The organism is Acinetobacter sp. YH12112, assembly GCF_013418945.1.
GTDB classification, from domain to species: Bacteria; Pseudomonadota; Gammaproteobacteria; order Pseudomonadales; family Moraxellaceae; genus Acinetobacter; species Acinetobacter indicus.
On sequence record NZ_VPBA01000001.1, the window covers coordinates 108957 to 122317 of the forward strand.

Genomic DNA, 13361 nt, shown 5'->3' on the forward strand with positions numbered 1-13361 from the left:
ACTGCCGGGCCAAAATGCACCGGCTTGCGGTATAAAATAAAGTTGCCATCTACAACAATGATAATGCCCAAAAAGGACCCATCCTATGCAAACGCCTGTTCCAGATTATTTAAAGCATGTTTTGTCACAATGTCAGCGCAATGCGGGCGGGCAGCTGGCCGATTATATTCCGGAACTGGCACAGGCTGATCCTAACAAGCTGGCGCTGGCCCTGTCCACCGCAGATGGCATGATCTATTCCAGTGGTGATGATGGTCATGAATTTACCATCCAGTCCATGTCCAAACCTTTTGCTTATGCGCTGGTGCTGGAGCAGTTAGGGATTGAGGAAATTTTGCAAAAAGTAGGTGTGGAGCCTTCTGGCGAGGCCTTTAACCAGATTTCCTTAGACAAAGAACTGAATATTCCGAAAAACCCGATGATCAACTCGGGGGCGATTACCACCCATTCATTAATTCAAACTACGGCTGGCATTTCACGGGCCGAGCAGCTGCGCCGTTTTTTAAGTGAACTGGCCGGACGGGAATTAAGTTTTGATGAGCAGGTCTATACCTCCGAAATGAAGACCGCATTCCGGAACCTGTCGATTGGCTATATGTTGCGTACTGTCGGTGCACTGGACACTGACCCGGTCGAGATTGTGAATGGGTATATCCAGCAGTGTGCAATTAAAGTCACGGTTAAGGATTTGGTACACATTGCCAGTGTCTTGGCCAATGGCGGCCTACATCCGAAAACGGGCGAATGTTTACTGGATCGGGCCGTGGTGCGGCAGGTGTTAAGCGTGATGCTGAGCTGTGGTATGTATGATGCTGCCGGAGACTGGCTCACCACGGTGGGGATTCCGGCCAAAAGCGGCGTTTCAGGTGGGATTATTGGTGTGCTGCCAGGGCAGGTCGGTATTGCAGTATTTTCACCGCGCGTGGATGAACATGGCAACAGTGTCCGCGGGATTGATATTTTTGAGCGTTTATCTGCCGATATGGGCCTGCATCTGATGGAAGGGACGCCTTCCGCACAAACCATTATTCAGAGCTGTTATTGGGCTGGAAAAAATGATGATGTTCGCGTCTATGAACTGCGCGGAGTGTTGCAGTTTACCGAGTCAGAAATGTTGCTGCGCAATTTACAGGAAGAGCCACCGGGTGATACGACGATTGTACTCGATCTGACCAACCTCACCTTAATTCATGATGTGGGTGCACGGATGCTGTTTGAAGGAGTAGAGCGTTTGCAGCAAGATGGACATCGTGTGGTGGTGGTTGATTCGGAAGGACTGTTAAGTCAAACGCAAATTCAGAAGCATGCAGCGGTGCTGGTTCAGGAAGAGCTAGAGCGTTATTTGCAACAGTATGAATGAGGAAAGGGCCTCTCCTTCAACTTTTCTGGCGCTTTGTTTTAAATACCTCTCCCTGACCCTCTCCTGAGAGGCAGAGGGGGAACTTTACGCGAATTTGATGGTGGTTTTGGATTCGTAATTCATTTAATCACATGACAAAGTCCCCCTTTGAAAAAGGGGGATTTAGGGGGATTTTTAGTTCCCCCTTTAATAAAGAGGACTAGAGAGATTCTTAAGAAATCGAATCATCCAAATTTGGCGCTAACCAACGTTTCGCTTCATCCAGTGTCCAACCTTTACGCTGCGCATAATCTTCAAGCTGGTCGCCTGCGATTTTACCCACGTTAAAGTACTGGCTTTCAGGGTTGGCATAGTAGAAACCACTGACTGATGAAGGTGGCCACATCGCAAAGCTGCTGGTCAGTTGCGTACCAATCTTGTCAGTTGAGCCTAACCAGTCAAATAAAGGCGCTTTTTCAGAGTGCTCTGGGCAAGCAGGGTAGCCCGGTGCAGGACGAATCCCGACATACTTCTCTTTAATCAGCTCTTCATTTGACAGTTGTTCATTGGCCTGATAGCCCCAGAACTCTTTACGGATACGTTCATGCAAATGCTCGGCAAAGGCTTCGGCAAAACGGTCACCTAAAGACTGTACCAGAATGGCATTGTAGTCATCGCCTTTGGCTTTGTACTCATTGGCCATTTCTTCTGCACCAAAGATCGACACGGTAAAGCCACCTAAATAGTCTTCCGCTTCACCTTTTGGCGCGACAAAATCGGCCAGTGACAGGTTCGGTTTGCCAGTGACTTTGTCTGACTGCTGACGAACGTGCTGGAAAGTATGCGTGACATGCGTACCTGTTGCATCATACACTTCGACTGAATCTGCACCGGAACGGTTGGCCGGATACAGGCCAAATACCGCGCGCGCATCAAAGCGTTTATTGTCGATAATATCTTTTAGCATCGCCTGCGCCTGATTGTATAAATCGGTCGCTGCTTCACCCACCACTTCATCGGTCAGGATGGCTGGGAATTTACCGGCCAGACTCCATGAAATAAAGAATGGCGTCCAGTCAAAATATTCAACCAGTGTTTCCAGCGGATAGTTGGTCAGGGTTTGGGTACCAATAAAGTTTGGTTTTACCGGTGTATTGGCTTTAAAGTCAATTTTCAGGCCGTTTTCAATTGATTCTGCATAAGACAGTTTCGCCGCTTTAGGCTGCTTGTTGGCAATCCGCTCACGTACTTTGGCATATTCAGCACGAGTGTCTGCTACAAAGGCTGGTTTCATGTCTTGTGACAGCAGGGTGGTTGCCACACCAACAGCACGTGAAGCATCAGCCACATAAATCACCGCATCATTGGAATATTGTGGATCAATTTTCACGGCCGTATGTGCTTTCGAGGTGGTCGCACCGCCAATCATCAATGGAATATTGAAGCCTTTACGCTGCATTTCTTTGGCCACAAAGACCATTTCATCCAAAGATGGAGTGATCAGACCCGACAGGCCAATGATATCGACTTTTTCATCAATCGCGGTTTGCAGGATTTTCTCTGCCGGTACCATCACGCCTAGGTCAATAATGTCATAGCCGTTACAGCCCAAGACCACACCGACAATATTTTTACCAATATCGTGGACATCGCCTTTTACCGTGGCCATCAGCACTTTACCTTTGGACTCGCCCACAGTTTTTTCTGCTTCGATGTACGGGTTTAACCAGGCCACCGCCTGTTTCATCACACGGGCCGATTTCACCACTTGCGGCAGGAACATTTTACCGGCACCAAACAGATCGCCGACCACGTTCATACCGTCCATGAGTGGACCTTCAATCACATCTAGCGGACGTTTGGCTTTTAAGCGGGCTTCTTCGGTGTCTTCATTAATAAAGGTGGTAATTCCTTTGACCAGCGCATATTCCAGACGTTTTTCCACCGGCTGGTTACGCCATTCCAGGTTTTCTTCTTCTTTTTTAACGCCCGACTGACCGCGATATTTTTCCGCGACTTCCAGCAGTTTTTCCGTAGCATCCTGACCGCTGGTACCCTGATTCTGGTTCAGAATCACGTTCTCAACCGCATCTTTCAGTTCCGGGTCAATATCATCATAAATGGCTAGCTGACCAGCGTTTACAATACCCATGGTCAGGCCCTGTTTAATCGCATAGTACAGGAACACGGCATGAATTGCTTCACGCACTGGCTCATTACCACGGAAAGAGAACGACACGTTAGAAATACCGCCAGAAATCATGGCATGTGGCAGATTCTGTTTAATCCAGCCCGTGGCTTCAATGAAATCCACCGCATAGTTGTTGTGTTCTTCAATACCGGTTGCAACCGCAAACACGTTCGGGTCAAAGATAATATCTTCAGCCGGGAAGCCCACGTCATTGACCAGCACATCATAAGAACGTTTACAGATTTCTTTTTTACGTGCGGCAGTATCGGCCTGACCATTTTCATCAAAGGCCATCACAATCACGGCAGCACCATACTGACGGCATAGACGCGCTTTTTCGACAAACTCGTCATAACCTTCTTTCAGGGAAATCGAGTTGACGACAGCTTTACCTTGTACACATTTCAGACCGGCTTCAATAATTTCCCATTTAGATGAGTCAATCATGATTGGCACACGGGAAATGTCCGGCTCAGAGGCCACCAGATTCAGGAAGTGCACCATCGCGCCCTGTGAATCGAGCATGCCTTCATCCATGTTGATGTCGATGACCTGTGCACCGCTTTCAACCTGTTGACGGGCCACATCCAGCGCTTCGGCAAAGTTTTCTTCACGAATCAGGCGCAGGAATTTTTTCGAACCGGTGACGTTGGTCCGTTCACCGACGTTCACGAACAAGGAATCTTTGGTGATGTTAAATGGCTCTAAACCACTTAAACGGCAGGCAGGTTCAATTTCTGGCAGTTGACGCGGTGCAATGCCTTCAACGGCTTGTGCAATGGCACGGATATGATCCGGCGTGGTACCACAGCAACCACCGGTAATATTAATTAAGCCGCTTTCGGCAAATTCTTTTAAGAAGGCAGCGGTTTGTTCCGGGGTTTCATCATAACCGCCAAAGGCATTTGGCAGGCCGGCATTCGGGTGTGCAGAAACAAAGACATCAGCCACATCGGACACGGTTTTTACGTGTGGACGCATGGCATCTGCACCTAAGGCACAGTTAAAGCCAATAGAGAGTAAATCACCATGACGCACCGAGTTCCAGAACGCTTCAGCAGTCTGGCCGGTTAAGGTACGACCTGAGGCATCGGTGATGGTACCGGAAATCATCAACGGTAATTCGCGGCCCAGCTGTTTAAAGACTTCTTTTACCGCAAAAATTGCCGCTTTACAGTTCAGGGTATCGAAAACGGTTTCAATCAGCAGAATATCGGCACCGCCTTCAATCAGGGCGTGCGCGGCTTCAATATAGTTTTCTTTGAGTTCATCAAAAGTGATATTACGGAATGCCGGATCATTCACGTTTGGTGAAATTGAACAGGTGCGTGACGTTGGCCCCAAGACACCCGCCACAAAACGTGGTTTTTCCGGTGTTGAATATTTTTCACAGGCAGCTTTGGCCAGACGCGCAGCTTCACGGTTAATTTCCGGAACCAGCGTTTCCATGTGGTAATCCGCCATGGAAACACGCGTGCCGTTAAAGCTGTTGGTTTCAATAATGTCAGCGCCGGCATCTAGGTAGGCTTCATGAATACCTTGAATAATCTGCGGCTGGGTCAGTACCAGCAGGTCATTGTTGCCTTTCAGGTCATAGGCCCAGTCAGCAAAACGCTCACCACGATAATCGGCTTCTTCCAATTTATGGCGTTGGATCATGGTACCCATGGCACCATCGATAATTAAAATTCTTTTGGCAAGAAGTTCTTTCAGGGTAGCAAGCGTGGACATAAAAAACCCTTGTTTTGATGAATCAGAAATGCGCAATATTTTAGCAGAGTTCGACTGCTTTTTTCCGCAATTGATGAGATGGAACGGAACTTTGTGGCATCTTTGCTGAAAAAGTATACGTTTTCATGGGCTTATTTTGAAAATATACACATCGTTATAAATAAATCATTGTAAGGATTCATAAAATTGTCATATAGCTATGGCAGCATGAGAAGGTCTAAAAATGGGCCGGGTTTTGCTGTGCTTGTAATATTTCAAGGTCATCAAAGATGACAGCAATGACAGAAAACCGGATGAAGATGAGATGGTGGTTTATAAGTTTTTGATTTATTTTGAATAGTTTGATTTTTTGTCTATAAAATTATCAGGAAATTGTGGCAAATAAAGTAGAAAAATTACTTTATTTGACCTGCTTTTGTCATATAATTGTCACAATTTAACTGAACAATAAGGGGATTTTGTATCCTCTTTTCCTGCTTGCATGAATTCTAATCAAACTCCCGTAGATTCAGCACACCAGTCGGCTCCGAAAAAGTCGACCAATGTTCATGTGCCAACACCGAAATTCTTTATGCCGGTGTTTCTAACGCTTATTATTTCAACGCTTATTTATATTGGCTTTCAATTATCGGCAGATTTATCGCATGTTCCGGCGCTTAGCTTGTATTCGGTGATTCTGCTGGCCACCGCTTTATTTATTGCGCTAGGCTTTGAATTTGTTAACGGTTTCCATGACACCGCCAACGCGGTGGCCACGGTCATTTATACCAATGCCTTGTCTGCACCGGTTGCGGTAATGTGGGCCGGTTTCTGTAACTTCCTTGGGGTGATGGTCGCCAGTGGTGCCGTGGCCTACGGTATTATTGCCTTGCTACCGGTCGAGCTGATCATGAATGTTGGCTCAGGCGCAGGTTTTGCCATGGTTTTTGCCATGCTGATTGCGGCCATTCTCTGGAATTTAGGCACCTGGTTCCTCGGTATTCCGGCTTCAAGTTCGCATACCTTAATTGGTTCCATTCTGGGTGTGGGAATTATGAACTACATCCTCAATGCGGGCGCTGGTGCATCCGGCGTGGATATGGAACAGGTGATGAAAGTCGGTAAGGCTTTACTGTTCTCGCCATTAATTGGTTTTGCCTTTGCTGCCGTACTGTTCCTGCTGGTGAAAAAGATTTTCAAACGTCAGCTGGAACTGTTCCAGCCGCCTGAAGGCAACAAACCGCCACCGCCATTAATCCGTGCCATCCTGATCTTTACCTGTACTGGCGTGAGTTTTGCCCACGGTTCCAATGATGGTCAGAAAGGCATGGGCTTAATCATGCTGATTCTGATTGGGATTGTGCCATTGGCTTATTCCTTGAATAAGGAACTGGACAATCAGCATATCCAGTCTTTCCAGCAATTGTCGACGCAAACCGCGTCTGCAATTTATGCCAACCATACCGATATTCCGGATGCGCAGGCCCGTGAAGTAATCACCAAGTACATCCAGACCAAGGAAATCACCCCGGAAGTGGTACCGGCTTTGGCCAGTTTGACTGATCATTTAGGTGAGCGTGTGGGTCAATACGGCGATTTGAAAAATATTCCGGAAGCAGAAGTGGCAGCATTGCGTAATGATATGTACCTCAGCACCACGTCATTCAAGCGTCTGGATAAAGCGGAAGCTTTACCTGCCATGAGCAAGGAACAGGAAAAAGTAGTCGATGATTACCGTGACCATCTCGATTCCTTCCTGCAATATATTCCAACCTGGGTTAAAGTTGCGGTGGCACTGGCACTGGGCTTAGGAACCATGGTCGGCTGGAAGCGTATTGTGGTCACCGTGGGTGAACGGATTGGTAAACAGCACATGACTTATGGTCAGGGCATGTCAGCCGAGCTGGTGGCGATGTCGACCATTGCTGCAGCAGATGGCTTTGGTATGCCGGTATCGACCACGCATGTCTTGAACAGTGCGGTGGCCGGGACCATGGTGGCGAATAAATCTGGCCTGAATTTCCAGATGGTTAAAACCATTCTATCGGCGTGGATTTTCACCTTGCCTGCAACCATCTGTTTATCGGGTGGCCTGTTCTGGTTATTCCTGAAAGTATTCTAAGCCGGTTCATCCGCAATAAAAAACGCTGCCTGGGCAGCGTTTTTTTATATCTGTAGATGAAACAGATGATCCAAATGCTAAGTCGTGACGTCCTTTATTTTTTAGATAGACAGCAAATCTACAATGCATTCTCTCAAGGGGTGAGGGCTGGGGGTAAGGAAATAGCCTAAGCAATATCAAAGCTTCTCTTTCTTTAATGAACCTATCCACTCTTTTATCTTTCAGGTAGACAGCAGGTCTCTAAAAAAATCTCCCTCTCCGTTTTGGATACGTAGCACCGCTACACAAGAGAGAGGGAACGATCGAAGAGAGATTAAAATCTCTTATTTCTTTAACTTGGCCAGTAAGCCTTTAGGCAGCTTCTCGGTAGCAAAACCATATAAGGCTGCAAAAGGCAGGGCAGTACGGGCCAAATATGCGACACGCCATAAACCGCCATGGTTGGCCCCTTCCATCATCAACTCTAAAGGATGGTTCAGAGTCACTTCCGGATTGGCCCCCGACTGTGGATTACGCAGGTCATGAATCCAGAGCGCGGCCATAATCGCATTGGTGGTTTCTGGCGCAAAAGCTTCTACATCAAACAGGCTGGCACCATTAAATGCCGCTTTTAATAACGGATTTTTAGTCACCGAATAGGTCGTGGTTGATGGTGCAATATTAATGCTGACGCGTTGTCCCTGATGACGGGCGAGGGTGGCGCGCCATTGCTGAATACGTTTGGCCAGCGCATAGTTCGGTCCTTGTTCCACCACCAGACAGTCGGCAATCCCGTAATCCTGTCCATTGTCTGAATGCACCAGATCATGCAGGTTTTTCTGGAAGAAATGTTGCGCCGTGACCGTTGAAACCCCACGGGTCAGCAGTTGCTGGGCTTTCGAGCGTTGCTGATACTTGTCTTTTGAGGCCTGAATCACATCGGCAGGCACTGCATAGACATCAGTTGGGGTGCACATAAACATCAGGCTGGTCTCGGCTTTTTGCGCGCTGACGGCCTGCATAATCGCATCCATCGCCATGGCCACACGCACGTGTTTTTCACCATCTAAATAGGCAATTGCAGCCAAATCCAGCTGCTGTTCAAACTGGGTTAGCCACTGGGCAATTTCAGGAGTTTGAGTCAGTAAATTGGCGCCAAGCTGCTCTTTTAATAGCTCAGTCGTGCTGTTTTCATCTAGCGCTTCAGTCGCTGGTGCATACAGGGTGGCATTACCCTGTTGCACGGTTTCTAGAATTTTGTTCCAGACCCGGGCATTGGGTAAATCGACCGCGACAATATTGGCTTTCCATTTCGATAGCCAGGTCAGGGGGCCAGCTTCAGAAGCAGCACCAAACAGCACCATGGTACGGTCTGATAAATCGAACCATTCCGGATGAGCGACTGCTGCACGTAAAGCTTGAGCATGACTGTGTTCAATAATCCCGCCATCTTCCCAGCGCTGGATTTGCTCAAGCAGTGTCTGACCTTGCAGTTTCTGTCCCTGATACGGCACATACCATTCCGGCGCCGCCGTGCTTTGGCCCTGGATTTTAACTGTGTGCAAAGGCTGGGCATCGAGGCTCATCACATCTTTCAGCAGATGTTTTTGACCATGTCGATAAAACTCGAAACTGCCATGTGCTTTATTCAGGCCCTGTTCAGCAATTTGAATCGGGTTCTGGCAGGTCTGAATGCCGTATTCGACCAGCGCCTTAAAATATTTGGGATACTGTTTGCGCCAGTTTTTTTCAGACAGAGTTTGCTGGGACAGTTGCGGTGCAACACCGGCCAGTGCCTCGGCAATAATCGCACGTCCTGTGCGTGAAGTACTGGGTTTCTGGTTTTCGAAATGTGGAAATTGTAGGCCGTCTAATGTGGACATGCAAAAACTCGCAGCTTGAAAGCAAATTAATATACAGATGTATACATTATCTATGCCAAATTGTGAGATGGGGTGGCATTAACTACCAAAATTGTATGAATTATCCAATGAAATTGCAGTTTATGAGGACGCAGTAAAAAGCCTCCATTCTGGAGGCTAAATGGAAAAATGGGCTTAGCAGCGGCCTTTTTGGGCCTGACCTGGTGGGCAGAAATCTCCTGGATAGCCATAAATACGTGAGTCAGGATCAATCACCAAACGGCCTTCTGGGGTATGGACGGCACAGGCACTCAAGCTCAGTAAACAGCCGGCAATCAGAAATAACTTTTTCATCTCTCATCTTCCATCTTCGTTATTATTCGAGTTATTTTAGACGCCAACCGCTGAGGCATACTGTGTTAATTGTAGTTATGCGTTGTCAAAATATACCGCAGGCGCTTCAGATTGCTCAAATTTAGAACGGAAGCTGGCTAAGTTTATTCAGGAAATGTGGAATTAAACGCGGCTCAATCATGATGGTGATAATCACCCCATAGGCTGCTCCCCACAAATGCGCGCTGTGGTTAATATTGGAATTGCCACGTTTACCCGACCAGATGCTATAGGCCACATACAGCACCGCAAAAATAATTGCCGGAACCGGAATAAAGAACACAAAAATCAGTTTCCATGGTTCAAACAGGATATAGGCAAACAGTACTGCAGACACCGCACCGGAAGCACCCAGGCTGGCCCAGCGATGATCATTTTTGTGTTTTAGATAACTCGGTAAAATTGCGGCAATCAGACCACCGAGGTAAAACAGCACAAAGCCCAGATCATACAGATACTGACGGTAAAAGCTTTCAATAATACTGCCGAAGAAAAACAGGGTAATCATGTTAAACAGCAAGTGGGTACCATCGGCATGGACAAAACCGTGGGTAATGAAGCGGTCATATTGACCCCGTTCCAACGCCGGTGGCCAGAAAATCAGCCGGTTCATGACTTTTTCTTTGGAAAAAGCAATAAAGGAGATAATCGCTGTAATCACAATCAGCGTAACAGTATGATTAAACGGTAAATCTAACATAAACAGATGTTCTTCTTTTCGGGTTTCCTGATCATAATGCCATTAAAAAACAAATGAAACAGAACTTTCATAGGATAATTCCGACAATTTTAGTTGAATTTTTTTAATTCCGCCGCATCTTCAGTTAAAATGGCAACTTCAGCATGAGGAAATATTGTTATGTCGACTGAGAACCACAGCACTGCAGTTGCAGAAGAGATTCCAAACTTATTGATCACCCCAAATGCTCAAGAGTATTTAAAAGATTTATTGGCAAAGCAAAATACACCGGGGATTGGTGTGCGCGTTTTTGTTGAGAATCCTGGAACGCCGCGTGCTGAGTGTTGTATGGCTTATAGTGCGCCAGAAGAAGTCGTACCAACAGATTATAAGCAGGATTATCCGGATTTTCCGGCCTATATCGACACCCCGTCTATTCCATATTTACTGGATGCGGTTATTGATTACAACAAAGACCGTTTTGGGGGCCAGCTGACCTTCCGTGCGCCTAACTCGAAAGTGCCACGCGTGGGTCCGGATGCCTCAATCGAAGAGCGTATTACTTACGTATTACAGTCTGAAATTAACCCGGGCCTTGCCGGTCACGGCGGTAACTGTGCCTTGGTGGAAGTGGTTGAAGATCCGGAACATGGTTTAACCGCGATCCTGAAATTCGGTGGCGGTTGTCAGGGCTGTTCAGCGATTGATGTCACGCTGAAACAGGGTGTGGAAACCACATTAAAACAGCATGTGCCTGAATTAATGCGTGTGGTAGACCAGACTGACCACAGCCAGGCCGAAGGTGCTTATTTTAAATAATAAATAAGTTTCACTTCAGCAAATGAGCCTCCCATCGTGGAGGCTTTTTACTGTCTTAAATAAATATAATAATGATAATAATTATCAGTAATAATTGAATTATCAGTCAAGATTGTTACAATGCGCAACGAAATACACAGAATTTCTCCTTAATTAAATTGGGATAACCTGATGAATAAAACTCTGAACCAGTCAGCATTATCTTTTGCGGTCCTTGCCGTGATGAGCAGCCTTGCTCAAGCAAATCCAGACAATAGCACTGCAGATGCGACCCAGTTAAATACCATTGTGGTAACCGCTACCGGCTATGAACAGGACCTGTCCAAGGCGCCGGCGTCCATTACCGTGATTGATCGGGAAGAGCTGGAAAAGCGTGAATATAATGATATTACAGATGTACTTAGACATACTCCCGGCGTGGTGGTGTCCGGTTCTGGCTCGGCACAAACCATCAGCATTCGCGGTATGAGCTCGAATTACACCTTGTTTCTGGTCGATGGCAAACGTCAATACGGCCGTGATGTCAATCCAAATGGCGATGATGCCGGTTTTGAGAAAAATATTTTGCCGCCGGTCTCCGCGATTGAGCGAATTGAAATTATTCGTGGGCCGGCCTCAACACTGTATGGAACAGATGCGATGGGCGGGGTGGTGAATATTATTACCAAGAAAGTCAGTGACCGCTGGTCGGGCAGTGTCGAACTGGGCAGTGTCATTCAGGATCAGGGCAATGCCGGCGATATTCAAAATGGTTCGGTCTATTTGGCGGGTCCATTACTAGAGAACAAGCTTGGTTTACAGCTGTCGCTGAATAAGCAAAAACGTGAAGAAGATGCCTATGTTGGCGGTTTTCGCGGGACTGAACGGGAAAGCCTGAATAGCCGCTTGAGTTATATACTCAATGACAATCATGATCTGCAACTGGAAGCCAATTTTGTCCAGCAGGAATCGGAAACCACGGTGGGTAAAACGGTTGCACCGGCCAACAATGCCGCCGATTCCAGTTCACGTAATTATCGTCATGTTTATGCCTTAACCCATCATGGCCGTTATAGCGATCAGCTTGATAGTACCACCTATCTGCAGTATGAAAATTCTAAAAACCCCGATCGTGGTAATACCCAGTTGGGCACCAAAGGCATTGAACTGGATACCTGGACCTTTAATAACCAGTGGAACTGGTTGCTGGGCAATCATACACTGTCTTTTGGTGCGCATTATAAAGATGAGAAACTCACCGATAAGGCCACCAACCGTAATCCGAATGCGCCGGAGTTTAGTGAATTAACCCGCTGGTCGGCCGCGGCTTTTCTGGAAGATACCTGGCATTTGAGTGACCGTTTCGATTTAACCGCCGGGCTGCGCTATGACCATGACGAAAACTACAGTGGTCATGTTTCGCCGCGCTTATATGGCGTGTATAGCCTGAATGACCAATGGACCGTGAAAGGTGGGGTGTCAACCGGTTATAAACAGCCGGATATTCGTGCTGCCACGGAAGGCTTTTATAGCGTCACCGGCGGTGGTGGTTCACCGTTAGCCACCGGACGCGGCATTATTCGCGCCAATCCGGACCTAGACCCGGAATCGAGTCTGTCTTCAGAGCTGGGCGTGAACTGGCAAAATGACAGGGTCAAGGCGTCCTTAACCGCTTATGTCACTCAGTATAAAGACCGGATTACCGAAGTGCGTGCCTGCGAAACCGATACCGATGGCAGCTCGACCAACCGGGATAACTGGCAGGAGTGGAAATGTTTTGAAGGCGATACACCGTTTTATTTCATCAGTGAACGGATTAATGTCGATGAAGCCGAGTTAAAAGGTGTGGAAGCGACTCTGGAAGCCAGCCTGAGTGATTACACCACGCTCATGGCCAACTATACCTTTACCGATTCCGAATTTAAGACAGGTGAGTTCAAAGGCCAGCCTGTAAACCAGATGCCAGAGCATATGCTGAATATTACGGTCGATCATGAAATTAATGATGCCTTGAATGTCTGGTCACGCCTGCATTATCGTTCAGAAACATCTGCCTATTTAAGCCGGACTTCTGTTGCCCAGCCAAATCCGGGTTATGAGTTTTTAGATGTGGGTCTGAACTATAAATTTACCCCAAATATCAGTGGTAAATTTGGCGTGTATAACCTGCTGGATGAAAAAGCTGAAGACCGTGATGGTGACCAGCTTCTAGATGGCCGCCGTTATGGCATTAGCCTGATGGCCAGGTTCTAATCATCAACTGCTAAACATCTACGTTTCAATGATCA

At 47.1% G+C, this 13361-nt stretch carries 8 protein-coding genes; 4 read left to right on the forward strand and 4 right to left on the reverse strand.

The window, feature by feature from the left end; translation table 11 throughout:
- The first annotated feature begins 85 nt into the window (after positions 1–85).
- Positions 86–1360 carry a glutaminase gene (locus tag FTU50_RS00535; protein WP_180046760.1) on the forward strand — a complete coding sequence of 425 codons (1275 nt, stop codon included), beginning with the start codon at positions 86–88 and terminating at the stop codon, positions 1358–1360.
- A gap of 211 nt (positions 1361–1571) precedes the next feature.
- On the opposite strand, the gene metH is transcribed toward FTU50_RS00535, so the two are convergent.
- The gene (metH, locus tag FTU50_RS00540) at positions 1572–5261 is read right to left on the reverse strand and encodes a methionine synthase (RefSeq protein WP_104487315.1); all 3690 of its coding nucleotides are present in this window, start codon (positions 5259–5261) and stop codon (positions 1572–1574) included.
- Positions 5262–5742: 481 nt separating this feature from the next.
- Here metH and FTU50_RS00545 point away from each other — a divergent pair, with 481 nt between their 5' ends.
- Positions 5743–7362 (forward strand): inorganic phosphate transporter, encoded by a 1620-nt coding sequence (locus FTU50_RS00545; RefSeq protein ID WP_005179429.1) that lies wholly within the window; start codon positions 5743–5745, stop codon positions 7360–7362.
- Between the two features lie 323 nt (positions 7363–7685).
- Here FTU50_RS00545 and FTU50_RS00550 read toward each other — a convergent pair whose 3' ends face one another.
- From FTU50_RS00550 to FTU50_RS00560, 3 genes are all read right to left on the reverse strand, one after another.
- Positions 7686–9224 carry a hypothetical protein gene (locus FTU50_RS00550; protein ID WP_180046763.1) on the reverse strand — a complete coding sequence of 513 codons (1539 nt, stop codon included), beginning with the start codon at positions 9222–9224 and terminating at the stop codon, positions 7686–7688.
- A gap of 174 nt (positions 9225–9398) precedes the next feature.
- A complete protein-coding gene (locus tag FTU50_RS00555) occupies positions 9399–9557 on the reverse strand; it encodes a hypothetical protein (RefSeq protein ID WP_180046765.1) in 159 nt (52 codons plus the stop codon).
- A gap of 121 nt (positions 9558–9678) precedes the next feature.
- Positions 9679–10296, reverse strand: a complete 618-nt coding sequence (locus FTU50_RS00560; RefSeq protein WP_005179422.1) for a rhomboid family intramembrane serine protease — start codon at positions 10294–10296, stop codon at positions 9679–9681.
- Positions 10297–10455: 159 nt separating this feature from the next.
- On the opposite strand from FTU50_RS00560, the gene nfuA reads away from it, so the two are divergent.
- Both nfuA and FTU50_RS00570 read left to right on the forward strand, forming a co-directional pair.
- Positions 10456–11094: a Fe-S biogenesis protein NfuA gene (gene nfuA, locus FTU50_RS00565; protein WP_005179419.1), complete on the forward strand. Its 639-nt coding sequence runs from the start codon at positions 10456–10458 to the stop codon at positions 11092–11094.
- 171 nt (positions 11095–11265) lie between these two features.
- Positions 11266–13326 carry a TonB-dependent receptor domain-containing protein gene (locus tag FTU50_RS00570; RefSeq protein ID WP_104510347.1) on the forward strand — a complete coding sequence of 687 codons (2061 nt, stop codon included), beginning with the start codon at positions 11266–11268 and terminating at the stop codon, positions 13324–13326.
- The last annotated feature ends 35 nt before the right edge of the window (positions 13327–13361 follow it).